Annotated in this window: 20 protein-coding genes and 1 pseudogene; 13 read left to right on the top strand and 8 right to left on the bottom strand. The window is 74.9% G+C overall.

Annotation, left to right across the window (positions count from 1 at the left end):
* The first annotated feature begins 51 nt into the window (after positions 1-51).
* Together OSR43_RS13415 and OSR43_RS13410 are read left to right on the top strand one after the other, a co-directional pair.
* Positions 52-1,245, top strand: a complete 1,194-nt coding sequence (locus OSR43_RS13415) for a 4-hydroxybenzoate 3-monooxygenase (protein WP_302267081.1) — start codon at positions 52-54, stop codon at positions 1,243-1,245.
* Between the two features lie 61 nt (positions 1,246-1,306).
* Positions 1,307-2,755, top strand: a complete 1,449-nt coding sequence (locus OSR43_RS13410) for an aldehyde dehydrogenase family protein (protein WP_302267080.1) — start codon at positions 1,307-1,309, stop codon at positions 2,753-2,755.
* An 18-nt stretch (positions 2,756-2,773) separates the two neighbouring features.
* Here OSR43_RS13410 and OSR43_RS13405 read toward each other — a convergent pair whose 3' ends face one another.
* Entirely contained in the window at positions 2,774-3,559 is a 786-nt protein-coding gene (locus OSR43_RS13405) for an IclR family transcriptional regulator (RefSeq protein WP_302267079.1), read from the bottom strand.
* Between the two features lie 31 nt (positions 3,560-3,590).
* Positions 3,591-4,868 (bottom strand): aromatic acid/H+ symport family MFS transporter, encoded by a 1,278-nt coding sequence (locus OSR43_RS13400; RefSeq protein WP_302267078.1) that lies wholly within the window; start codon positions 4,866-4,868, stop codon positions 3,591-3,593.
* 136 nt (positions 4,869-5,004) lie between these two features.
* Between OSR43_RS13400 and pcaH the strand changes: the two genes are divergently transcribed.
* The 5 genes and pseudogenes from pcaH (at position 5,005) to pcaC (ending at position 8,855) form a co-directional block, all read left to right on the top strand.
* Positions 5,005-5,859: a protocatechuate 3,4-dioxygenase subunit beta gene (gene pcaH, locus OSR43_RS13395; protein ID WP_302267077.1), complete on the top strand. Its 855-nt coding sequence runs from the start codon at positions 5,005-5,007 to the stop codon at positions 5,857-5,859.
* Positions 5,859-6,416, top strand: coding sequence for a protocatechuate 3,4-dioxygenase subunit alpha (gene pcaG / locus OSR43_RS13390; protein ID WP_302267076.1), 558 nt, complete (start codon positions 5,859-5,861; stop codon positions 6,414-6,416). Before pcaH ends, pcaG begins: the two co-directional genes overlap by 1 nt.
* A 1-nt stretch (position 6,417) precedes the next feature.
* Positions 6,418-7,635 carry a lyase family protein gene (locus tag OSR43_RS13385; protein ID WP_302267075.1) on the top strand — a complete coding sequence of 406 codons (1,218 nt, stop codon included), beginning with the start codon at positions 6,418-6,420 and terminating at the stop codon, positions 7,633-7,635.
* Positions 7,632-8,369, top strand: a pseudogene (locus OSR43_RS21320) (alpha/beta fold hydrolase); the annotation flags it as partial. The gene OSR43_RS13385 and the pseudogene OSR43_RS21320, both read left to right, overlap by 4 nt.
* A 132-nt stretch (positions 8,370-8,501) precedes the next feature.
* Positions 8,502-8,855, top strand: coding sequence for a 4-carboxymuconolactone decarboxylase (gene pcaC / locus OSR43_RS21315; protein WP_364869541.1), 354 nt, complete (start codon positions 8,502-8,504; stop codon positions 8,853-8,855).
* A 28-nt stretch (positions 8,856-8,883) separates the two neighbouring features.
* On the opposite strand, the gene OSR43_RS13375 is transcribed toward pcaC, so the two are convergent.
* The 3 genes from OSR43_RS13375 to OSR43_RS13365 are packed head-to-tail and all read right to left on the bottom strand — an operon-like array spanning position 8,884 to position 11,437.
* Positions 8,884-9,555, bottom strand: a complete 672-nt coding sequence (locus OSR43_RS13375; RefSeq protein WP_302267072.1) for a CoA-transferase — start codon at positions 9,553-9,555, stop codon at positions 8,884-8,886.
* The gene (locus OSR43_RS13370) at positions 9,555-10,250 is read right to left on the bottom strand and encodes a 3-oxoacid CoA-transferase subunit A (RefSeq protein WP_302267070.1); all 696 of its coding nucleotides are present in this window, start codon (positions 10,248-10,250) and stop codon (positions 9,555-9,557) included. Before OSR43_RS13370 ends, OSR43_RS13375 begins: the two co-directional genes overlap by 1 nt.
* Positions 10,250-11,437 (bottom strand): thiolase family protein, encoded by a 1,188-nt coding sequence (locus tag OSR43_RS13365; protein WP_302267069.1) that lies wholly within the window; start codon positions 11,435-11,437, stop codon positions 10,250-10,252. The genes OSR43_RS13370 and OSR43_RS13365 overlap by 1 nt, the downstream gene beginning before the upstream one ends.
* 72 nt (positions 11,438-11,509) lie before the next feature.
* Here OSR43_RS13365 and OSR43_RS13360 point away from each other — a divergent pair, with 72 nt between their 5' ends.
* Positions 11,510-12,412 carry a LysR family transcriptional regulator gene (locus tag OSR43_RS13360; RefSeq protein WP_302267068.1) on the top strand — a complete coding sequence of 301 codons (903 nt, stop codon included), beginning with the start codon at positions 11,510-11,512 and terminating at the stop codon, positions 12,410-12,412.
* A 10-nt stretch (positions 12,413-12,422) separates the two neighbouring features.
* Here the strand turns inward: OSR43_RS13360 and OSR43_RS13355 are convergent, their stop codons facing one another.
* The gene (locus OSR43_RS13355; protein WP_302267067.1) at positions 12,423-12,812 is read right to left on the bottom strand and encodes a MerR family transcriptional regulator; all 390 of its coding nucleotides are present in this window, start codon (positions 12,810-12,812) and stop codon (positions 12,423-12,425) included.
* 65 nt (positions 12,813-12,877) lie between these two features.
* On the opposite strand from OSR43_RS13355, the gene OSR43_RS13350 reads away from it, so the two are divergent.
* The 4 genes from OSR43_RS13350 (at position 12,878) to OSR43_RS13335 (ending at position 20,316) form a co-directional block, all read left to right on the top strand.
* Positions 12,878-14,413, top strand: coding sequence for a SulP family inorganic anion transporter (locus OSR43_RS13350; RefSeq protein WP_302267065.1), 1,536 nt, complete (start codon positions 12,878-12,880; stop codon positions 14,411-14,413).
* 106 nt (positions 14,414-14,519) lie between these two features.
* Positions 14,520-16,049, top strand: coding sequence for a DUF3375 domain-containing protein (locus OSR43_RS13345; RefSeq protein ID WP_302267064.1), 1,530 nt, complete (start codon positions 14,520-14,522; stop codon positions 16,047-16,049).
* On the top strand, positions 16,046-16,807 hold the full coding sequence (locus tag OSR43_RS13340; RefSeq protein ID WP_302267063.1) for a DUF4194 domain-containing protein: 762 nt from the start codon (positions 16,046-16,048) through the stop codon (positions 16,805-16,807). Before OSR43_RS13345 ends, OSR43_RS13340 begins: the two co-directional genes overlap by 4 nt.
* A gap of 2 nt (positions 16,808-16,809) precedes the next feature.
* Positions 16,810-20,316 carry an ATP-binding protein gene (locus tag OSR43_RS13335; RefSeq protein WP_302267062.1) on the top strand — a complete coding sequence of 1,169 codons (3,507 nt, stop codon included), beginning with the start codon at positions 16,810-16,812 and terminating at the stop codon, positions 20,314-20,316.
* A 202-nt stretch (positions 20,317-20,518) separates the two neighbouring features.
* Here the strand turns inward: OSR43_RS13335 and OSR43_RS13330 are convergent, their stop codons facing one another.
* The gene (locus OSR43_RS13330) at positions 20,519-21,361 is read right to left on the bottom strand and encodes a helix-turn-helix domain-containing protein (protein ID WP_302267061.1); all 843 of its coding nucleotides are present in this window, start codon (positions 21,359-21,361) and stop codon (positions 20,519-20,521) included.
* A 51-nt stretch (positions 21,362-21,412) separates the two neighbouring features.
* On the opposite strand from OSR43_RS13330, the gene OSR43_RS13325 reads away from it, so the two are divergent.
* Positions 21,413-21,796 (top strand): VOC family protein, encoded by a 384-nt coding sequence (locus OSR43_RS13325; RefSeq protein ID WP_302267060.1) that lies wholly within the window; start codon positions 21,413-21,415, stop codon positions 21,794-21,796.
* Between the two features lie 62 nt (positions 21,797-21,858).
* On the opposite strand, the gene OSR43_RS13320 is transcribed toward OSR43_RS13325, so the two are convergent.
* Positions 21,859-22,686, bottom strand: coding sequence for a 2-keto-4-pentenoate hydratase (locus tag OSR43_RS13320; protein ID WP_302267059.1), 828 nt, complete (start codon positions 22,684-22,686; stop codon positions 21,859-21,861).
* Positions 22,687-22,707: the final 21 nt, after the last annotated feature.

The following is a 22,707-nucleotide window of genomic DNA, read 5'->3' as shown; positions in this document are numbered from 1 at the left end:
AGCGGAAGGGTGGCATGGTCCCGGCGTGGCCGTGGGCGCAGGATGCGCGGCATGACGCCTCCCACGCCGATCCGGACGCAGGTGGCCATCGTCGGAGCCGGGCCGGCGGGCCTGATGCTCTCCCACCTGCTGTCCTCGGCCGGGATCGAGTCGGTCGCGGTCGACCTGCGCAGCCGCCGGGAGATCGAGGAGACCCAGCGGGCCGGCATCCTGGAGCAGGGGTCGGTGGACCTCCTCGTCGAGACCGGGGTCTCGGACCGCGTGCACCGCGACGGCTACCGCCACGGGGGCATCGAGCTCGCCTTCGGCGGCGCCAGCCACCGCATCGACTTCGAGGGCCTCGTCGGCGCCGCCGCCCAGCTCTACCCGCAGACCGACGTCTTCATCGACCTCGCCGACGCCCGTGCGAGGGACGGCGCCGACGTGCGGTTCGGCGTCACCGACGTGGGTGTCGGCGACCTCACCTCGGAGCGGCCGGTGCTGCGGTTCACCGACGCCGAGGGCGTCGCCCACGAGGTGCGGGCCGACTTCCTCGTCGGCACCGACGGGTCCCGCAGCCTGTGCCGCCGCGAGGTGCCGGAGCAGGAGAGGACGCAGTACTTCCGCGAGTACCCCTTCGCCTGGTTCGGGATCCTCGCCGAGGCGCCGCCCAGCGCGCCCGAGCTGATCTACAACCACTCGCCGCGCGGGTTCGCGCTCATCAGCCAGCGCACGGAGACCCTGCAGCGGATGTACTTCCAGTGCGACCCGGCCGCGGACGTCGGCGACTGGTCGGACGACCGGATCTGGTCGGAGCTGCAGGCGCGGGTGGGCCACAACGGGCACGTGCTGCAGGAGGGGCCGATCACCTCGCGGACCGTGCTGCCGTTCCGCAGCTTCGTGCAGGAGCCGATGCACCACGGCCGGCTCGTCCTGGCGGGCGACGCCGCGCACACGGTGCCGCCGACCGGCGCGAAGGGGCTCAACCTCGCGCTCGCCGACGTCCGCGTGCTCGCCGAGGAGCTCGAGCGGGCGGTCGCGCAGCGCAGCACCGAGCCGTTGGCGACGTACAGCGAGCGCGCGCTGGGCAGGGTGTGGAAGGCACAGCACTTCTCGTACTGGATGACCACGATGCTCCACACGCTGCCCGAGGCGACGCCCTTCGACGTACGCCGCCAGGAGGGCGAGCTGGCCTCGCTCACCGGCTCGCCGAGCGGGTCCGCGTACCTCGCCGAGGGCTACACGGGCTGGCCGGGGCAGCGGTGAGCGCCCCGGCCCCGCTGGGGACGGGACACGCCCGTCGCCAGGACACGAGAGGACGGACGCCATGGTGACCGAGGCCTGGGACGGCAAGATCTTCAGCGGCGGCTTCGTCGCGGGCGGCGCGGGCACCAGTCCCGTGCTCGCGCCGGCGACGGGGGAGACCATCGCGAGCGTCGGGCAGGCCGACACCGCCGACCTCGACCGGGCGGTGCGGGCCGCGGCGGCTGCTCAGCCGGCGTGGGCGGCGCTGCCCTACACCGAGCGCGCCGCGGTGATGGCCCGGGCGGCTGCGCTCCTCGGCGACGAGCCGGAGCGGCTGACCCGCTGGTTGGTGCCGGAGTCCGGCTCCGGCCAGGGCAAGGCCGGCTTCGAGGCGATGCTCGTGACCTCCGAGCTGCAGGCCGGTGCCGCGCTCGCGGCCCAGCCCTACGGGCAGCTGCTGCGCAGCATGAAGCCGCGCATGTCGATCGGCCGCTACGTCCCGGTGGGCGTCGTCGGCGTGATCAGCCCCTTCAACTTCCCGGCGATCCTCTCGATGCGATCGGTCGTGCCCGCCCTCGCGCTCGGCAACGCGGTCGTCCTCAAGCCCGACCCGCGCACGTCGGTCTCCGGCGGGCTCGCGCTCGCCGCGCTCCTCGCCGAGGCCGGCCTGCCCGAGGGCCTGCTGCACGTGCTGCCCGCCGGCGCCGACGTCGGCGCGGCGCTCGTCGCGCACCCCGACGTCCCCTGCATCTCCTTCACCGGCTCCACGGCCGCCGGCCGCCGGATCGGGGAGACCGCGGGTGGGCTGCTGAAGAAGGTGCACCTCGAGCTCGGCGGCAACAACGCGCTGCTCGTGCTGCCCGACGCCGACATCGACGCCGCGGCGTCGGCCGGCGCCTGGGGGTCCTTCCTGCACCAGGGCCAGATCTGCATGACGACCGGCCGGCACCTGGTGCCCCGGGACCGGCTGGAGGAGTACGCCGCGAAGCTGGCCCAGGCGGCCGACCGGATCTCGGTGGGCGACCCGACCGACCCGGCCAACGCGCTCGGCCCGATCGTCGACCAGGGCCAGCTGGAGAAGGTGCACGCCCTGGTCGGGTCGACCGTCGAGGCAGGGGCCCGGCTGCGGGCCGGCGGCACGCACGAGGGGCTCTTCTACCGACCGACCGTGCTCACCGACGTACCCCTCGACAGCCCGGCCTGGCGCGAGGAGATCTTCGGCCCGGTCGCCCCGGTGACCGGTTACGACACCGTCGAGGAGGCGATCGACATCGTCAACTCCTCGGAGTACGGCCTGTCGGTCTCGATCCTGACCGCGGACCCGTTCGCGGCCCTCCAGCTCGCCGACCGCATCAAGGCGGGGGCGGTCCACGTCAACGACCAGACGGTCGACGACGAGGCGGTGGCGCCGTTCGGCGGCACGAAGGCCTCCGGGGCCGGCGGCCACTTCGGCTCCTCGGTCAACCTCGACACGTTCTGCGACGTGCAGTGGGTGACGATCCAGTCGGACATCCAGCGCTACCCGTTCTGACCGGGTGACGCCGGCCGCTCAGGTGCTCCGCACCTCGGGCGGGACGACGGCGGGCAGGCGGCCCACGGCACGCTCGATGCCGCGGGCCGCCACCTCCAGGGCCGCCACCAGGCGGGGCCGGTCCGTGCGCAGCGACGCCACCACGAGCCCGAGCGCCGCGACCACCTCGCCACGCTGGCGCACCGGCACCGCGACCGAGCAGGCGCCCAGGCTCATCTCCTCCGCGGTGGCCGCCCACCCCTCGCGTCGGGCGCGGCTGAGCTGGCGCCGCAGCGTGCCGGGCTGGGTGACGGTGTACGGCGTCACCGGCTCCAGCAGTGCGAGCGCCGCGGCCTCGACCTCCGGGCCGGCGTGCGCGAGCAGGACCTTGCCGACCCCCGTCGCGTGGAGGGGCAGGCGGGACCCGACCGTGCTCACCACCGGCACCGACGAGCTGCCGCGGAGCCGGTCGACGTAGAGCACCTCCAGGCCGTCGCGGACGGCGAGGTGCACGGTCGCCGCGGTCGCGCCGTAGAGGTCGTGGAGGTACGGCGACGCCGCCTCCCGGAGGCCGGTCTGCACCGGGGCCAGCAGGCCGATGTCCCACAGCCGGCGGCCCACCACGTAGTCACCGGACGGGCTCCGGCTGAGGGCGCCGAACGCCACCAGCTCGCCGACGAGGCGGTGCGCGGTGCCGAGCGGCAGGTCGGCGCGGCGAGCCATCTCGCTCAGGCCGAGCCGCCGGTGGGTCTCGTCGAAGGCGGTCAGCAGCGACAGGGCGCGCGCGGTGACGCTGACGCCCGGGGAGCTCGAGTTGCCGGCCACCCGACCAGTCTGCCGCGCCGGTCGTCCCGGCTCAGGCGGTGGCCGGTGCGGCGACCGGCTCCGGGGTGGTCCGGGAGGGCACGGTGGCCAGGGCCAGGACGGCCAGCACGGCGGCGACCGCGAAGGCGTAGAAGCCCCAGGGGTAGGCGATCCCGGCGGTCACCATCGCGCCGCCGAGGGAGGGTCCGACGATGGCGCCGACCCGGCCGACGCCGGCCGACATGCCCAGCGCGGTGCCGCGCACGGCGGCGGGGTAGAGGGTGCCGACGAACGCGTAGACGAGGACCTGCGCGCTGAAGACGAAGATGCCGGCGAGCAGCACCGCGACGTACACCAGCACGGTGCTCTCGATCTTGATCGAGAGCAGCGCGAGGAAGACCGCGGCGAGGCCGAACCACGCGAGCACGGTGCTCTTCCCGCCGCGGGCGTCGGCGATCGAGCCGGCGACGACCAGGCCGATGACGGCGCCGACGTTGAGCACCAGCAGCAGGCCGGTGCCGGCGTTGATGGAGTAGCCGGCCTCGCCCATGATCTTGGGCAACCAGGTGTTGAGCCCGTAGACGAGCAGCAGGCCCATGAACGAGGCGACCCACAGGCCGATGCTGATCCGCAGGTAGCGGCCGCGCACGACGTCGACCGGACGTGCGACGGGCTCCGCGGTGACGCCGGACCGGACGGCCTCGCGGGCGGCGAGGTAGCTGTCGGACTCGGGGAGGCGCGCGACCATCACGGGCACGACGAGCAGGCCCGCCACGCCGCCGACGACGAACATCGACTCCCAGCCCCACGCGTCGATCACCCACAGCGCGAGCAGCGCGGTCAGCACGGCACCGACGTGGTAGCCGGTCATCATCCGCGTCGTCGCGGAACCCGAGCGGCTCGTCGGGGCGTGCTCGGCGATGTAGGCGAGCGCGGTGGGCAGGCACGCCCCGAGCCCCAGCCCCGCGAGGAAGCGCAGCACGGTGAACTGGGTGACCGACTGAGCCAGGGGGATCGCCAGGGTCAGCACGGAGAACAGCGCGATGCTGCTGATGAGCGCGCGCCGGCGACCGAAGCGGTCGGTGAGGGGGCCGATGAGGACGGCGCCGATGCCGACGCCGACGAGCCCGAGGGTGGAGGCCGTCGTCAGGGAAGCGTCGGTGAAGCCGAGCGCGCCGGACTCCGAGAGCACCGGGATGACCGCGCCGAGCACGACCAGGTCGAAGCCGTCGAGCGCGACGGCGAGCCAGCACAGGACGACCGGCCAGGCGGGGTGGGGCGACGTCCCGCGGACGGACCCCGGGGACGAGGTGGACGGTGTGCTGCTCACGGGGGTGCTCCTAGCTCAGGTGGTGCGGGGACCCGCTCACCGTGACACCGGCGTCCGGGAGCATGGCACGACGGGCTTCCGCTGGCCGGAAGCGTGCTGAGGCGGCCGTCACACACGGGGGCTTAGCGTCGGACCCGTGAGCGAGAGCAGCGCGGCGGCCGCCGCCGGGAGCACCGCGGCCAACCGACCGGACGTCGAGCGGGACCCCACCAGCGGGCTGGAACCGCAGGCCGCGGTCTCGGCCGAGATGCGCCGGACCGCCGAGGAGTACGCCGCGCGCGACGCGGACGCCGGCGAGGAGACCCGGCCGCGGTTGGACTACCCGCCGTACCGCTCGAGCCTGCTGCGCTACCCCACGAAGGCCCTGGTGCAGGTCGACCCCGAGGGCGTCGAGCTGTGGGCGCCGTGCTTCGGGGAGCGCGACGTGGACCCCCTCGAGGCGGACCTGACCATCCAGCGGGGCGGCGAGCCCGTCGGCGAGCGCACGGTGGTCACCGGGCGCGTGGTCGACGGCGACGGCCGGCCGGTGCGGCGCCAGCTCGTCGAGATCTGGCAGGCCAACGCGGGCGGGCGCTACGTCCACCAGCGCGACCAGCACCCGGCCGCCCTCGACCCGCACTTCACCGGCATGGGGCGGTGCCTGACCGACGAGGACGGCTGGTACCGCTTCACCACGATCAAGCCGGGGCCCTACCCGTGGCGCAACCACCACAACGCGTGGCGGCCGGCGCACATCCACTTCTCGTTGTTCGGCACCGACTTCACCCAGCGGGTCGTGACGCAGATGTACTTCCCGGGCGACCCGCTCTTCGCCCTGGACCCGATCTACCAGTCGATCGTGGACCCGCGGGCCCGCGAGCGGTTGGTGGCGACGTACGACCACGACCTGACCCAGCACGAGTGGGCCACCGGCTACCGGTGGGACATCGTGCTCACCGGGGCCCACCGGACACCGGTCGAGACCGACACCACCGAGGAGGGGGACGCGTGATGCCGCGCCGGACCGCCACGCCCGGCCAGACCGTCGGGCCGTTCTTCCACTACGCCCTGCCCTACGCCGGCGACCGCGACCTGGTCGCCCCCGGCACGCCCGGTTCGGTGCTCCTGCACGGTACGGTCACCGACGGAGAGGGCCGGGGCGTGCAGGACGCCCTGGTCGAGATCTGGCAGGCGGACCCCGCGGGGAACGTCGTCCAGCGTGCCGGCTCCCTGCGGCGCGACGGCCACACCTTCACCGGCTGGGGCCGCTCGACCACCGACCGGACCGGCCGCTACACGTTCACGACGCTGGAGCCCGGCTCCGTGGACGGCCGGCTGCCGTGCTTCGCGGTGACGGTCTTCGCCCGGGGACTCCTCGACCGGCTGTTCACCCGGGCCTACCTGCCGCTGGCCGAGCGCCCGGGCGCCGGGCCCGACGGGCTGCTGCGCTCCACCGGCGACCGGGCCGGCACGCTGCTGTGCGAGCGCGACGAGCACGGGCTGCGCTTCGACATCGCGCTGCAGGGGGCGGACGAGACCGTGTTCCTCACCTATCCGGGACACTCCTGAGGTGACGACTCTGTGGTGGCCCGGCGACCACCGCGCCGGCCCGGCGATGTCGGACCGTGCGCTCCTCGCCGCGATGGTGTCCGTCGAGCACGCATGGCTCCGGTGCCTCGTCGACGCGGCCGTGGCCCCGGCGTCGGCCGGTGCGGCGCCGTGGCCCGATCCGGCCGCGGAGCCCGCGGTGCTGGCGTCGCTCGCCGTCGAGGCCGAGCGCGGCGGCAACCCGGTGATCGGGCTGGTGCGGCTGCTGCGCGAGCGCCTGCCGGAGCCCGCCGCCACCTGGGTGCACCGCGGCCTGACCAGCCAGGACGTGCTGGACACGGCCTTGGTCCTCTGCGCCAGGGACGCGGTGGCCGCCGTCCGTGCGGAGGTCGCGGACCAGGTCGCCGTCCTCGTCGACCTCGTCGAGCGGCACCGCGGCACACCGATGGTCGCGCGCACGCTCACGCAGCCGGCCGTGCCCACGACCTTCGGCGCCAAGGCCGCGACCTGGCTCCACGGCGTGCTCGACGCCGACGAGCTCCTCGCGGCCCTGGCCCTGCCGGTGCAGCTCGGCGGCGCCGGCGGCACCCTCGCCTCGCTCGTGGAGCTCGCCGGTGCGGACGGCGCGCGCTCCCTGCGGCGGTCCCTCGCACCGGCACTGGGCCTCGAGCAGCCGTCCGCCCCCTGGCACACGCGCCGCACCCCGGTCACCCGCCTCGCCGACGCCGCCGTCACCGCCTCCGACGCCTGGGGGCGGGTCGCCAACGACGTGCTCGCGCTCGGCCGGCCGGAGGTGGGCGAGCTCCGGGACGGTTCCGCCGGCGGCTCCTCGGCCATGCCGCAGAAGGCCAACCCGACCCTGGCCGTGCTCGTCCGCCGCGCCGCGCTCGCCGGCCCGCAGCAGGCGGCCGCGCTGCACCTGGCCGCGGCGGAGCAGGTCGACGAGCGCGCCGACGGCGGGTGGCACCTGGAGTGGCACACGATCGCGGTGCTGCTGCGCCGCACCGTGGTGGCCGCCTCCCATACGTCCGACCTCCTGCGGGGGCTCTCCGTCCGGACCGACCGGATGGCCGCCCGCCTCGCCGAGGTCGAGCACGACGTGCGCGCCGAGCAGCGCTCGCTGGCCGGCCTGACCGGACGCGAGCCCCTCGCGTCGTACGACGGGCTGGTGGGGGACCTGGTCGACGAGGCCCTGGCCCGCGCCGCCGAGCACCCGCGACCTCGAGGAGACCGATCGTGACCGTCACCGCCGTCCACCTCGGAGGCCGTCCGGACCTGCCGCTCCTGGTCCTGGGCCCGTCGCTCGGGACGTCGGTCACGGCGCTGTGGTCGGCCGCCGCCGAGCACCTCGCGCGCGACTTCCACGTGGTCGGCTGGGACCTGCCGGGCCACGGCCGCAACCGGCTGCCGGTCGGCGCCTCCCCGGTCACCGTCGGCGGGCTCGCCGCCGACGTGCTCGCGGTGGTCGACGAGGTCGCCGGCCCGTCCGCCGCGTTCCACTACGCCGGGGACTCCGTCGGTGGCGCGGTCGGGCTCCAGCTGCTGCTCGACGCCCCGGACCGGGTGCTCACCGCGACCGCGCTCTGCACGGGCGCGACGATCGGCACCCCCGAGTCCTGGCTCGAGCGCGCGGCGACGGTGCGCGCGTCCGGGACACCGTCGATGGTCAGCGGCTCGGCCCAGCGCTGGTTCGGACCCGGTTTCCTCGAGCGCGAGCCGGCACGCGGGTCGGCGCTGCTGCACGCGCTGTCCGACGCCGACGACGAGGGGTACGCCGCGGTCTGCGGCGCGCTCGCGACCTACGACGTCCGGCACCGGCTCGCCGAGGTCGCGGCCCCGGTGCTGGCGGTGGCGGGGGAGCTCGACCAGCCGACGCCCCCGTCGGCGCTCGAGGAGATCGCCGACGGGGTCCCGGACGGCCGGGCGGTCGTCCTGCCGGGTGTCGCGCACCTGGCCCCGGTCGAGGCGCCGGAGGAGGTGGCCCGCCTCGTGCGCGAGCACGCACTCCGCGGGCCCGGGAGGCGTCCCGGCGGTGGCTCCACCGCCGAGGGCCCCGCGGGCGCCCGCAGGCCGGACGCGACCGTCGCGCAGGTGCGCGACGCGGGGATGGCGGTGCGCCGGGAGGTCCTGGGCGACGCGCACGTCGACCGGGCGACGGCCGCGGCCACCGACCTCACGCGGGACTTCCAGGAGCTCATCACCGAGTACGCCTGGGGCGGCATCTGGACCCGCCCCGGGCTGGACCGCCGCTCGCGCTCGATGGTCACCCTGACCGCCCTCGTGGCGCGGGGCCACCACGAGGAGCTGGCGATGCACGTCCGTGCCGCGCGGACGAACGGGCTCAGCGTGGAGGAGATCAAGGAGGTGCTGCTGCAGACCGCGATCTACTGCGGGGTGCCCGACGCCAACACGGCGTTCCGGATCGCGCAGGCCGCCCTCGCGGAGCTGGGCGAGGCCTGACCCCGGCGGTGCGGGGCCGGGCGGCCGCTCAGGTCCGGTCGACGAGCGCGACGGACAGGCGCTCCTGCAGTCCGGCGACGGTCGTCCCGAACGTCGCCAGCACGCCCACCTCGCCCGGGGCGAGCGTGTCGTCGCCGACCGCGAAGACCCCGTGGTCGGTGTAGACCCGGCTGACGCAGGCGACGCCGGTGAGCGGGTAGGTGCACGCGGGCACCAGCTTGGGGGAGCCGTCGCGACCGAAGAGCGACATCATCACGCGCACGGACTTCGCGCCGATCGCGAGGTCCATGGCGCCGCCGACGGCGGGGATGTCGTCGGCCCGCCCGGTGTGCCAGTTGGCCAGGTCGCCGGTGGCGGCGACCTGGTAGGCGCCGAGGACGCAGACGTCCAGGTGGCCGCCGCGCATCATCGCGAAGGAGTCGGCGTGGTGGAAGTACGCCGCTCCCGGCAGCTCGGTGACCGGCACCTTGCCCGCGTTGGTCAGGTCGGCGTCGACCTCGTCGGGGCCGGCGGCGGGGCCCATGCCGAGCATGCCGTTCTCGGTGTGGAGGACGACCTCCTGCGCGGGGGTCAGGTGGTCGGCGATGCGGGTCGGCTGGCCGATGCCGAGGTTGACGAACGATCCGGCCGGGATGTCGGCGGCGATGACCGCGGCCAGCTCCTCGGTCGACAGCGGGGCGTCGGTGGAGGTCAGGGTCATCAGCGGGCTCCTCGGACGGTGTGGTGCTGCGGCTCGACGGCGACGACGCGGTCGACGTAGATCGAGGGCGTCACGACGGCCTCGGGGTCGAGCGAGCCGGTCTCGACGACCTCAGCCACCTGGACGATCGTCGTCGCCGCCGCGGTCGCCATGACCGGCCCGAAGTTGCGCGCGGTCTTGCGGTAGACGAGGTTGCCCGTCCGGTCGGCGCGGTGGGCCGCGACGAGCGCGTAGTCACCGCGGATCGGGTGCTCGAGCACGTGCTCGCGCCCGTCGATCACCCGGGTCTCCTTGCCCTCGGCGAGCGCGGTGCCGGCGGCGGTCGGGCTGAAGAACGCGCCGATGCCGGCGCCGGCCGCACGCATCCGCTCGGCGAGGTTGCCCTGGGGGACGACCTCGAGCTCGATCCGCCCGGAGCGGTAGAGCTCGTCGAAGACGTAGGAGTCGGACTGCCGCGGGAAGGAGCACAGGATGCGGCGGACCCGGCCCGCCTTCAGCAGCGCAGCCAGGCCGACCTCCCCGTTGCCGGCGTTGTTCGCCACGACCGTGAGGTCCGTGGCGCCCTGGCGGACGAGGGCGTCGAGGAGGTCGAAGGGCATGCCCGCCAGCCCGAAGCCGCCGACCAGGACGGTCGCGCCGTCCTCGATGCCGGCGACGGCCTCGTCGGCGGTCTCCAGCACGGCGGTCCGGGCCATCAGGCGGCCGCCTCGTTCTCGAGGACGACGGCCAGGCCCTGGCCCACGCCGATGCAGATGGCCGCGACCCCCCAGCGCTCGCCGCGCTCGCGGAGCACCTTGGCCAGCGTGCCGACGACCCGGCCGCCGGAGGCGCCGAGCGGGTGGCCGAGGGCGATCGCGCCGCCACGGGTGTTGACGATCTCCGGGTCGACGCCCCAGGCGTCGAGGCACGCCAGCGACTGCACGGCGAACGCCTCGTTCAGCTCCACCGCGCCGACCTCCCCCCAGCCGATGCCGGCGCGGGCCAGTGCGCGGTTCGCGGCCTCCACGGGGGCGTAGCCGAAGGCCTGGGGCTCCAGTGCGTGCGCCGCGCGCCCGGCGATCCGCGCGAGGGGAGCGGTGCCGAGCCGGTCCGCGGCTCCGGCCGACCCCAGCAGCACCGCCGAGGCGCCGTCGCTCAGCGGCGATGCGTTCCCGGCCGTGATCGTGCCGTCGGGACGGAACGCGGGCTTCAGCCCGGCCAGGGTCTCGGGCGACGCCGACGGGCGGATGCCCTCGTCACGGGTCAGGTCGGTGCCCTCCACGGTGACGACCAGGTCGTCGTAGAAGCCGTCCTCCCAGGCCTGGTGCGCCAGCCGGTGCGACCGCGCGGCGAAGGCGTCCTGGCGCCCGCGGTCGATGCCGAACCGCTCCTGCAGCTGCTCGTTGGCTTCGCCGAGGGAGACCGTCCACTCCTGGGGCATCCGCGGGTTGACCAGCCGCCAGCCCAGGGTCGTGGACACGGCGGTGGTGTCCCCGGCCGGGAAGCCCTTCGCCGGCTTCGGCAGCACCCACGGGGCGCGGGACATCGACTCCACGCCGCCGGCCAGCACGACGTCGGCGTCCCCGGTCTCGATCGCGCGCGAGCCGGTGACCACCGCGTCCAGGCTCGAGCCGCAGAGCCGGTTGACCGTCGTGCCGGGCACGGTCACCGGCAGGCCGGCCAGCAGGGAGGCCATCCGGCCGACGTTCCGGTTCTCCTCACCGGCGCCGTTCGCGTTCCCCCAGACGACGTCGCCGATCGCGGCCGGGTCGAGCCCGGGCGTCGTGGCGAGGACCGCCCGGATGACCGAGGCGGAGAGGTCGTCGGGGCGGACACCGGCCAGCGCGCCGCCGTACCGGCCGAAGGGCGTGCGCACGGCGGCGTAGACGTAGGAGGAGCTCATGCCCTCGACCGTAGGCGGAGCGGCCCGGATCCTGAAGTATCAAGATGCCGCCCGATTGATATGTTCGGTGATATGGATTCGCTCCGACAGCTCCGTTCGTTCATCGCGGTCGCGGAGGAGCGGCACTTCGGCCGGGCGGCCGAGCGCCTGCACATCGCCCAGCCGCCGCTCTCCCAGCAGGTCCGTCGGCTCGAGGCCGAGCTCGGCGTGGAGCTGCTGACCCGCACGACCCGCAGGGTCGACCTCACGCCCGCGGGTGCGGCGTACCTGGTGCGGGCCCGGGGGATCCTCGCTGCCGTCGAGGACGCCGCCCACGAGGCCCGGCGCGCGGCCGCCGGGGTGGTGGGCCACCTGACCGTCGGGTGCGTGGGCTCGGTGACCTACAGCCTCCTGCCGGCGCTGGCGAGACGGCTCAGCGAGGGGCTGCCCGGCGTCGACGTGTCGTTCCGCGGCGAGATGCTGGCCGCCGACCAGCAGGAGGCCCTGCGGCAGGGTGCCGTCGACCTGGCGCTGCTGCGCCCGCCGGTGACCGACGGGACGCTCACGGTCACCCCGCTGCGCGAGGACCGCCTCGTGGCGGCCGTGCCGGACGACCACCCGCTGGCCGGCCGTCGGCGCCTGCGCGTCGCCGACCTCCAGGGTGTCGAGCTGCTGGTGCACGCCTCGGAGCGCCGCTCCGCGATGTACGACGTCGTGCGGGGGCTGTGCCGCGACGCCGGGTTCGAGCCGACGGTGCGGCACGAGGTGGGTGAGACCTCGACCCTCGTCACCCTGGTCGCCGGGGGGCTCGGCATCGCGGTCGTGCCCGAGCCGGTGCGGGCCCTCCCGCTGGGCGGGGTGACCTACGTGCCGCTCGTCGGCCCGGTGCCGCGCGTCGCGCTGGTCGCCGCCCACCGGGCGGCGCGGGACGAGCCGCACCTGCTCGCCGCCCTCGACGTCGTGCGGCAGCTGGCGGCCGGCCGGTCGGGGCGCTAGGTGCATCGAGCTAGGAGGTCTCCCGGCCGAGCAGGTCGATGAACTCGTCGGCCATGCCGAGCTGCCGCACGAGCCGCTCGCGCCTGCCGACGGCGTCGTCGCGGACCGCCTCCAGCCGAGCGCCCGCCTCTCGGCGCGCGTCGGGGCCGGTGCCGGGGTCGCGCAGGACCTCGATGTCGGTCATGACGGCCTTCATCTCCTCGATGCTGAAGCCCAGCGGCTTCATCCGCCGGATGACGAGGATCTTGTCCACGTCCTCCTCGGTGTAGAGGCGGAAGCCGCCGTCGGTGCGGCCGGAGGGGTGAAGCAGGCCGACCTCCTCCCAGTGGCGCAGGCTGCGCAGGGAGAGCTCGGTGCGGGCCGCGACCTCACCGATGTGCATGCTGCGCGCGGTGTCCATGCCCACGCTCCTCACTGTCGTCCGGGATGCCAACCCTACCCTCACGTAAGGGTAGGGTCCGGGCGGTGCCGACGTCCCACCCCACGCCCGCCCCCGCACCTGCTCCCGGCGCCGCCGCGCCCGTCGAGCCGTCGGTCCGCGCCGCGCTCCGCTCGCCGAGGCTGCTGCGCACCGAGGTCCTCGCCGGTCTCGTGGTGGCCCTCGCCCTCATCCCCGAGGCGATCTCGTTCTCGATCATCGCCGGGGTGGACCCGCGGGTGGGCCTCTTCGCGTCGTTCACGATGGCCGTCGCGATCTCGTTCCTGGGCGGTCGCCCGGCGATGATCTCGGCCGCTACCGGTGCGGTCGCGCTCGTGATCGCGCCGGTCATGCGCGACCACGGGTACGACTACCTGATCGCCACCGTCATCCTCGGCGGCCTCGTCCAGGTCGTGCTCGCCTCGGCCGGCGTCGCGCGGCTGATGAGGTTCATCCCGCGCTCGGTGATGGTCGGCTTCGTCAACGCGCTCGCGATCCTCATCCTCGAGGCCCAGGTCGACCACCTCGTCGACGTGCCGTGGCTGGTCTACCCGATGGTCGCGGTCGGCATCGCGGTCATCGTCGGCTTCCCGCGGGTCAACAGCGTCGTGCCGGCGCCCCTCGTCGCGATCGTCGCGCTCACCGCCTTCACGCTGGTCGGCTCCTTCGACGTCCCGGACGTGGGCGACGAGGGCCGGCTGCCGGACAGCCTGCCGAGCTGGTTCGTCCCGGACGTGCCGTTCACGCTCGACACCCTCGAGACGATCGCGCCGTACGCCCTGGCCATGGCGGTCGTCGGGCTCCTGGAGTCGCTGCTGACCGCCAAGCTCGTCGACGACATCACCGACACCCCCTCGGACAAGACCCGTGAGGCGTGGGGGCAGGGCACCGCCAACCTGGTCACCGGCTTCTTCGGCGGCATGGGCGGCTGCGCGATGATCGGCCAGACGATGATCAACGTGAAGGTCTCCGGGGCCCGCACGCGGATCTCGACCTTCCTCGCCGGCGTCCTGCTGCTGGTGCTCGTCGTCGGCTTCGGCGACGTCGTCGCGCTGATCCCCATGGCCGCGCTCGTCGCGGTCATGGTGATGGTCTCGGTCGGCACCTTCGACTGGCACTCGGTCCGCCCCCGCACCCTGCGCCGGATGCCGCGGTCGGAGACGGCCGTCATGGTCGCGACGGTCGTCGTCACGGTCGCCACCCACAACCTCGCGATCGGCGTCGTCGTCGGCGTCCTCGTCGCGATGACGCTCTTCGCCCGCCGGGTCGCCCACCTGACCGCGACCGAGCGCACGCTGGTCGAGGACGAGCACGGCGCGGCCACGGCGGTCTACCGGGTCACCGGCGAGCTCTTCTTCGCCTCGAGCAACGACCTCCCCACCCAGTTCGACTACGCGCACGACCCCGGCCGGGTGGTCATCGACCTCGCGGACGCCCACGTCTGGGACGCCTCGACCGTCGCCGCGCTCGACGCGATCACCACGAAGTACGAGCGACGCGGCACCGCCGTCGAGATCGTGGGCCTCGACGCGGCCAGCGCCGAGCGGCACCGCCGGCTGAGCGGGCGGCTCGCCGCGCACTGAGCCGGCAGGAGCGTGACGGGGACCGCGTTTCGGCGCACGCGACCGGCCCTGGGATGCTTGGCGGTCGCACGAGCGGCGCAGCAGGCACGACGGAGGGGCAGCAGGCATGAGCGGGATCGCGGGGGAGCTCGCGGGGGTCCGGCGCGCCTTCGCGCAGCCGACCCTCACCCTGCTGCACCAGCGCCAGGCCGCCGTCGTCATCACGATCTTCCGCGAGGCCTTCGGCCGCAACAACGTGCCGATCCCCACCGCCCGGCTGCACGCGCAGGTCGAGGAGCACCTCGCCGAGGTCCGCGCCGCCGGTGAGACCGACCTGCCGACCGGCAGCGGTCGCGAGATCTGCCAGCGGTGGATGCGCGGGCAGTGGCTGGTCCGGTCCCTGGACGAGGGCGGCCGCGAGGTCTACACGCTGACCTCGCACGCCCAGCAGGCGCTGGAGCTGGTCAAGAACCTCGCCCGCGACCGCGCCACCCTCAGCGAGCACCGGATCGCGACGATCCTGGGCACGGTCCGCCGCTTCAACGCCGAGGCCAACCCCGACCGCGGCGCGCGCGTCGGGCTGCTCAACGCGGAGATCGCCCGGCTGCAGGCCGAGCGCGACCGGCTGGTCGACGGGGCCGAGCTGGTGGGGGCGACCGAGGACTACATGCTCGAGGGGTTCACCGAGCTGCTCTCGCTCGTCTCGGCCCTGCCGAGCGACTTCGCCCGGGTCGAGGAGCGCTTCGCCACCATCCGCGGCGAGATCCTGGCCGCCTTCCGGGCCGAGGACCGCCCGCCGGGCCAGGTGATCGACGACTACCTGGCCCGCGCCGACGCGCTGATGACCGCCACCCAGGAGGGCCGCGCGTTCGAGGGCGCGTTCGCCCTGCTGCGCGACGACGGCCTGGTCACCCAGCTGCGAGAGGACCTCACCGCGCTCCTCGAGCACCCGCTCGCGGACCGGATCACCAGCGACGCCGAGCGGGCGGAGCTGCGGGGCACCGTCCGGCTCGTGCGCGACGGCCTGGACCGCGTGCTGGCCCAGCGGTCCCGGGTCACCGCGACGCTCAAGGAGTACATCGTCTCCCGCGACGCCGTCCGGGACCGCGAGCTCGAGCAGACGCTGCGCCAGGTGGAGTCGGAGCTGATGACGTGGATGGTCGGCACCGGCCCCCGCGCCACCCACGACGTGCCGCTGCTCCCGGCGCGGACCGGCATCGAGCACCTGCGCGAGCGGTTCCACGACCCCGCCGACGACGTGCTGCCCGAGCGGATCGGGCACCCCGACCCCGAGGACGCCCCACCGCTGTCGATGGCCGACCTGGTCGCCCAGGGCGGCCCGCGCCTGGCCGAGCTGCGCGAGCGGCTGGACGCCTCCCTCGCCTCCCTCGCGCCGGCGGGGTCGCTCGGCGAGCTCTTCGACACCCTGGAGCCGCCGCTGCGCCGACCGGTCGAGGTCTTCGGGCTGCTGCACCTCGCCGCCGACCGCGACTGGACCAGCGAGGAGGACTCCGTGGAGGCCTTCGCCGCCGTGCGCCCCGACGGCTCGACGCGCACCTTCGCGGTGCCGCGGACGCCGCTGCCCGACCCCGACCGGCCCGACCGACCCGACCGACCCGACCGACCCGACCGACCCCAGGGGGAGACCCGAGCATGAGCGTGGACACCGGCGACGAGCTGGACCTGGGCCCCGGGCTGGCCGGTGGGCTGGACGGTGGGCTGGACGACACGTCGGTCTCCCTGTGGGAGGGCGACGAGGGCGGGCTGGAGCACGCGCAGCGCCACGCCCTGGTGACCCTGCTCAAGCAGCGCTTCATCAGCGCCCGCACGCACCCGCGCGACTGGCAGGTCCTCGTCGAGCACGAGCGGGTGCTGCGCTCCCGGCTCAACGACCTCTTCCTCGACCTGGTCGTCGACCGCGTCCGCGAGGTCGCCTGGAAGCGCCAGGCGACCTCGGAGACCGGCAGCCGGTTCCCGACCCTGCTGTACGACGCGGCGTGGTCGCGCGAGGAGACCCTCGTGCTCGTGCACCTGCGCGACCGGCTCCGCGCCGGCGCCGCCGGGGGCGAGTCCCGGGTGTTCGTGGACCTCGAGGACGTCCTCGAGCACGTCGCGAGCTTCCGGCCGGCGCACGCCACCGACGAGGCCGGCGACGAGAAGCGCGCCCGCAACGCGGTCACCAGCATCGTCAAGGCCGGGCTGCTGGTCGCCGGCGACCACGAGGACCGGTTCGAGATCAGCGAGGCGGTCGAGCCGCTGCTGCCGCTCGAGCTGCTGCAGGAGCTGCTCGAGGCGCTGCGGCGTGCCAACACCGAGCCGCGCGCGACAGAGGAGGAGCCGGAGGGCGCCGGCCTCTTCGGCGACCACGCCGCCGCCGATGAGGCCGCCGACGCCGCCGTGCAGGCAGGGGAGTGACCATGTCGATCGACGAGACCGAGCAACTGACCCAGCACCCCGAGGACCCCGCGCGCCCGGAGCACGTCGAGGGCGAGCGCTCCGACGGGCTGTTCGACCGGCAGGTCGTGGCCCTGCCCTCCGACGACGGGATGCAGTGGCGCGCCGCGCTGATGCAGCTGGTCAACTGGGGCGGCTTCGGCGGGCTCACCACCATCCCGCTCCGCGGGGACGCCACGATGATCTCCGGCGCCTCCGGCGTCGGCAAGAGCACCGTGCTCGACGCCTACACCGCGCTGATGATGCCGTCGGACACCAAGTTCAACGGCGCCTCCAACGACGCGGTCGCCGGGCGCGCCCGGGGCGTCGGCCAGCGCAACCTGCTGTCGTACCTGCGCGGTGCCGTCGACGTCGTGGACGACCCCCGGACCGGCCGACCGGTCGAGCGGCTGCTGCGCGGGCAGGGCTCCGACACCTGGGGCGCCGTGGCGATGACCTTCGTCAACGACCGGGGCGGCCGGTTCACCGCCCTGCGCACCTACTACGTCCCGCGCCGCGCGACCCGCTCCGCCGACGTGCAGATGCAGCTGGCCACCCACGAGGGCGCGCTCCCGCTGGCGACGCTCGAGGTGGCGGTCCCGGACCGGTTCCACGCGAACACGCTCAAGAAGCTCTTCCCCGGCGTCCGGGTCCACCGGACCTACGCGGACTTCTCCGCGGTCCTGCACGCGCGGCTCGGCATCGGCGCCAACGGCGACGGCGCCAAGGCGCTGCGGCTGCTGGCCCGGATCCAGGCCGGCAACCAGGTCCGCAGCGTCGACGAGCTCTACAAGGAGATGGTGCTCGAGCGGCCCAGCACGTACGCCGCCGCCGACCGCGCCGTCGAGCACTTCGACGACCTCGAGCGCGCCTACGCCGCGATGCGCACCGAGGAGCAGAAGCTCGCACTGCTCGAGCCGATCACGGCCCTGCACGAGCGGCGGGTGGCCGCCGCGGCCCGGCTGGCCGAGCTGGACTCCTACGGCGTGACGCTGCCCGGCGACACCCCGCTGCGGCTGTGGCTGCTGCGCACGCACCTGCGGCTGATCGAGGCCGCCGTGGCGGAGAACCGCGAGGCCCGGGCCACCACCACCAGCGAGCTCACCAGCGCGCTGTCGACCGAGAAGACGCTGCTCGGCGACCTCGAGGCCGCGAAGGAGGAGCACCGCGCCGCCGGCGGCTCCACCCTGCAGTCGCTCGGGCTCGCCCTGGAGCAGGAGCAGGTCGTGCGCGAGGACCGGCTGGCCCGGCGCGCCGCGCTGCAGGAGCGCCTGCTCCCGCTGGTCGACACCAGCGACGGCGAGGGGCCCGACCTGGACGGCGCGCTGATGTCGGCCGAGGCCTTCGCGGTGCTCCAGCAGCACGCGCGGCAGTGGCTCTCGGGGTGCCGGTCGGCGCTCGAGACGATCAAGCGGGACCGCGACGGCGCCCGCGACCGGCGCTACCCACTTCAGCAGCGGCAGGGCGAGCTGCGCCGCGAGCGCGCTTCCCTGGAGAGCCGGGCCGGCCGGGTGCCGGCCGGCATGCACGAGATGCGCGCCGAGGTCGCCCGCGCCAGCGGGCTCGCCGCCACCGACCTGCCGTACGTCGCCGAGCTGCTCGACGTCGCCCCGGAGGAGTCGCGGTGGCGCACGGCGGTGGAGACCGTGCTCGGCGGCACCGCGCGCCTCATGCTGGTGCCGCTCGACCGGCTCGACGACTTCTCGCGCGCCATCGACGGCCTCCGGCTGCGGGGACGGCTGACGTTCGAGGGCGCCGAGCTCGACCTGCCCGACCTCGGACCGGCAGACCCCGAGCGGATCGCCGGCAAGCTCCTGTACCAGGACTCGCCGTTCTCCGGCTGGGTCCAGGCCCACGTCGCGCACCCCTCGCGCAACGCGCGCTGCGTCGAGACCGCGGCCGACCTGTCCGGCGACGGGTTCCGTGTCACGCCCGCGGGCCAGACGCGCAACGGCCGCCGCGGCACGCACGGCCGCTCCGAGGTCCGCAGCATCATCGGCTTCTCCAACGCCGAGGCGATCGCCGAGATCGACGCCGAGCTGGCCGCGCTCGAGGAGCAGCTGCGCGGGCTCGACGCCGAGGTCGCCGAGCTCGACCGGCGGGCCGGCGTGCTCGAGCAGCGGCGCACGGCGTACGAGACCGTCGCGGCCGCGCGCTTCGACGACCTCGACGTCTCCGCGAGCGACCGTCGGACCGCGGACCTCGAGCGGCGCCGGGAGGAGATCCTGGGCTCCGACGACCGGCTGCAGGTGCTGCAGGCCCAGGTCGAGGAGCTCTCCGAGCGGCTCGAGGTGGTCCGGCGCGAGCGGTTCGCCCTCGAGCAGCGCCAGCGGGAGCTGGCCGGGGCGCACGCCGCGCTCGTCGACGACGAGGACGCCGTCAAGGACCGGCTCGAGGCCGTCGAGCAGGCCGGCGAGGTCGAGCTGACCCCCGAGCAGGACGCCGCCCTGGCCGCCGAGCTCGCGGTGGCTGCCGCGCCGGCGGATCCCGAGGACCTCGAGCGGTTCCACGAGAGCTCCCACCGGCTCGCCGAGGGGCTGCGCGCGGCGGTGGCCGACGCCGAGGCGGAGACGCGCCGGGTCGAGGAGGAGCTCAGCGCGATCTTCCGGCTCTACAAGGTCCAGTGGGACTCCCCGAACCTGGGCACGAGCGCCGACTCCTACCCCGACTACGCGCGGATCCTCGACGAGGTCCGCGGGACCGGGCTGGCCCAGCGCCGCTCGGAGTGGCGACGCCGGCTCACCGAGTGGAGCGGGCAGGACCTCGTGCCCCTCGTGGGTGCCATGGCCGCCTCGATCGAGGAGATCGAGGACCGCCTCGAGCCGATCAACGCGATCCTGCGCCGGCTGGAGTTCGGCGCCACCCGGGACCGCCTGCGGATCCGGCTGCGCCGGCTGGCCCCGGCGCACGTGCAGGTGTTCCTGCGCGACCTCCGCGCGCTCTCCTCCGGCACGACCCGGGAGCTGGACGAGGCGGGCCTGGAGGAGCGGTTCGACCAGCTCAGCCGGTTCATGCAGCAGCTGCGCCGGCCCGCCCAGAACGGCGAGGCCGGCCCGGTCACCACCGACCGCGACCGGCTGCTCGACGTGCGCCGCCACGTCGAGGTCAGCGCGGAGCGCTACGACCACACGACGGGCGAGCTGCGCGCGACGTACCGGACGCTGGGGGAGAAGAGCGGCGGTGAGACCCAGGAGCTGGTCGCCTTCATCGTCGGGTCCGCGCTGCGCTTCCGGCTCGGCGACGAGCTGCGCTCGCGGCCGCGGTTCGCCCCGGTCTTCCTCGACGAGGGCTTCGTCAAGGCCGACTCGGAGTTCGCCGGCCGCGCCGTGCAGGCCTGGAAGGGGCTCGGCTTCCAGCTGGTCGTCGGCGTCCCGCTGGACAAGGTGACCGGTCTGGAGCCGCACATGGACGAGCTGCTCGCGATCACCAAGAACAGCGCCACGCACCAGGCCTGGATCACCCCGATCAGCGACGTGGTGGCCGGGGGCTAGCCGGCCGGGCCTGGCCTGGCCTGGCCTGGGGCGCGGCCGTGCCTGTCGGTCCATCAAGGTATGTCGCCGAACGGTCGCCTCCCGTGGCGAGCTCACCCGGGGAAGCGCTGGTCCACCAAGGTATGCAGACGAACCAGCCGCCGTCGCTCCGTCTGCATACCTTGATGAACCGACGAGGGCGAGGGTGCAGCCCCGGCGACGCTCACCGCGGCTCGGCGGCGAACGCGCCCGGCGTGGTGCCGGTGACCGCGCGGAAGTCGCGGGTCAGGTGCGACTGGTCGGCGTAGCCCAGCTCGGCGGCGACGGTCGCGAGTTCGGCCCCCTCGCCGGCACGCAGCCGCTCGGCGACCTCGTGCAGCCGGCGGCGCTGGACCAGCCACTTGGGCGACAGTCCGATCCGGCGGGCGGTGAGCCGCTGCAGGGTGCGCTCGGTCGTGGCGAACCGCTCGCACAGGTCGCCCACGCGGCGGATGCCCGGGTCGGCCTCGACCTCCGCCACCAGCCGGTTGACGAGCAACCCCTCCTCGTCGACGGGCAGGAGGGCGGCGAGCGCCGTCGCCAGGAGCGAGCAGGCCTCGGCCTGGCGCTCGGGGTCGGCCGGCCCCGGCGCCATCACCGCCCGGACCCGCGACGCGAGACCGGCCGCGCCGCCCGCGGCGTCGAGCCCCCGCACGGCCGCCAGGTCGAGCTGCCGATCCGTGAGCGCCGTCATCGGCCCGCCGGCCAGCACCGTGCCCGCGGCCGGCTGCAGCATGACGCCGACCGCCCAGCCGCTGCCGCGCAGCTCGCGAGTGCCCATCCCGCGGTCCGGCCCGACCAGGACCGCCTCCTCGGAGCCGACCACGAGCTGGCAGACGGGGTGCTGCAGGACCCGCTGCACCGAGGAGGCGCCTGGCGGCAGCGACCAGACCGGCACCCAGAACCGGCGTACGACGTCGTCGAGGGCGGCCGGAGGTGCCCAGCGCCGCAGCGACGGGGTGAACCCGCGCGCGTCCCGCAGGTGGGCGGGCTCGTCCACCTCGATCGGTGCCACGGACCAGGTCACTGTCGGATTCTTGCAAGACCCACCGACGGTGGGTCGCCGATCGTGTTCACCATGACCAGCACCCCCGTCACCGCCCTCCTCGCCGTCACCATCGACTGCTCGGACTCCGCCCGGCTCGCCCGCTTCTACGCCGACCTCGTCGGTGGGGAGGTCACGGGGGAGTACCCGGAGCATGGCTTCGCCCAGGCCGTCCTGGACGGCACCACCGTGAACTTCCAGCGCGCCGAGGGGTTCACGCGGCCGCAGTGGCCCGGGCAGGAGCACCCGCAGCAGTACCACCTGGACTTCCGCGTCAGCGACCTCGGCCGGGCGGTCGCCCACGCCGAGTCGCTCGGTGCCACGCCGGCGCCCGAGCAGCCGGGCGGGGAGCAGTGGCACGTGATGCTCGACCCCGACGGGCACCCGTTCTGCCTGTGCCCGCCGCGGGAGGGCTGATCGCGGCCGGAAGATTCATCGGCCGGCCGATGTAGCTCCCGGTCAGCCGACGAAGCTCCCGGTCAGCCCGAGAACCGCGCGGTGACGGAGCCGAGCCCGCCGATCTCGGCGACGACGGTGGCACCGGGGTGCACCTCGCGCATCGGGCCCAGCGCGCCGGAGAGGACGACCTGGCCGGCGCGGAGCGGCTCGCCGTACGCCCGGGCGGCGCGGGCCAGCCACGCCAGGGCGTTGATCGGGTCGCCGAGGCAGGCTGCGCCGTTGCCGGTGGAGACCTCCTCGCCGTCGATCGTCATCCGCATGGTGACCTCGACCGGCTCGACCTCGTCGAGGGTGCGGCGCTCGGTGCCGAGGACGTAGAGGCCGCTGGAGGCGTTGTCGGCGACGGTGTCGCCGAAGGAGATGTCCCAGCCCGCGATCCTGCTGTCGACGACCTCGATCGCGGCGACGGCGTGGTCGACGGCCGCGCGGAGCTGCGCGTGGTCGAGCGGGCCCTCGTCGAGGTCGGCGCCGAGGACGAAGGCCACCTCGGCCTCGGCCTTGGGCTGCAGCAGCCGGGCCATCGGCACCTCGGCGGCGCCGGTGAGGTCCATGTCGTCGAAGAGCCAGCCGAAGTCCGGCTGGTCGACGCCGAGCTGCTGCTGCACCGCCACCGAGGTCGCGCCGATCTTCCGGCCGACCACCACCGCGCCCTCGGCCCGCCGCGCGGCGACGAGCCGGGACTGCACGGCGTACGCCGCGGCGAGGTCCTCGGAGCCGATCAGGTCGCGCACCGGCGCGCAGGGCTCGACGGTCCGCGCCGCCTCGAGGAGCCGGTCGGCGGCCTCGCGGATCGCGGCGTCGGGGACGTCGGTGCGGCCGACGTTGCTCGGGGAGTAGGGGTCGCTCACGGGGCCAGCGTGTCGTGCGCC

Origin of the sequence: Nocardioides sp. Arc9.136, from assembly GCF_030506255.1 — a bacterium.
Taxonomy (GTDB): Bacteria; Actinomycetota; Actinomycetes; order Propionibacteriales; family Nocardioidaceae; genus Nocardioides.
Note: the sequence above shows the minus strand (reverse complement) of the source record. Positions and strands in the feature narration are given on the sequence as shown.

Excerpts from the sequence above, each read along its gene's own strand:
- OSR43_RS13345 (WP_302267064.1), top strand. The coding sequence starts at position 14,520 with ATGAGCGGGATCGCGGGGGAGCTCGCGGGGGTCCGGCGCGCCTTCGCG.
- OSR43_RS13360 (WP_302267068.1), top strand. The coding sequence starts at position 11,510 with ATGGATTCGCTCCGACAGCTCCGTTCGTTCATCGCGGTCGCGGAGGAG.
- OSR43_RS13325 (WP_302267060.1), top strand. The coding sequence starts at position 21,413 with ATGACCAGCACCCCCGTCACCGCCCTCCTCGCCGTCACCATCGACTGC.
- OSR43_RS13375 (WP_302267072.1), bottom strand. The coding sequence starts at position 9,555 with ATGACCCTGACCTCCACCGACGCCCCGCTGTCGACCGAGGAGCTGGCC.
- OSR43_RS13370 (WP_302267070.1), bottom strand. The coding sequence starts at position 10,250 with ATGGCCCGGACCGCCGTGCTGGAGACCGCCGACGAGGCCGTCGCCGGC.
- OSR43_RS13410 (WP_302267080.1), top strand. The coding sequence starts at position 1,307 with ATGGTGACCGAGGCCTGGGACGGCAAGATCTTCAGCGGCGGCTTCGTC.
- OSR43_RS13355 (WP_302267067.1), bottom strand. The coding sequence starts at position 12,812 with ATGGACACCGCGCGCAGCATGCACATCGGTGAGGTCGCGGCCCGCACC.
- pcaG (WP_302267076.1), top strand. The coding sequence starts at position 5,859 with ATGCCGCGCCGGACCGCCACGCCCGGCCAGACCGTCGGGCCGTTCTTC.
- OSR43_RS13365 (WP_302267069.1), bottom strand. The coding sequence starts at position 11,437 with ATGAGCTCCTCCTACGTCTACGCCGCCGTGCGCACGCCCTTCGGCCGG.
- OSR43_RS13340 (WP_302267063.1), top strand. The coding sequence starts at position 16,046 with ATGAGCGTGGACACCGGCGACGAGCTGGACCTGGGCCCCGGGCTGGCC.
- pcaC (WP_364869541.1), top strand. The coding sequence starts at position 8,502 with ATGGCGGTGCGCCGGGAGGTCCTGGGCGACGCGCACGTCGACCGGGCG.
- OSR43_RS13415 (WP_302267081.1), top strand. The coding sequence starts at position 52 with ATGACGCCTCCCACGCCGATCCGGACGCAGGTGGCCATCGTCGGAGCC.
- OSR43_RS13335 (WP_302267062.1), top strand. The coding sequence starts at position 16,810 with ATGTCGATCGACGAGACCGAGCAACTGACCCAGCACCCCGAGGACCCC.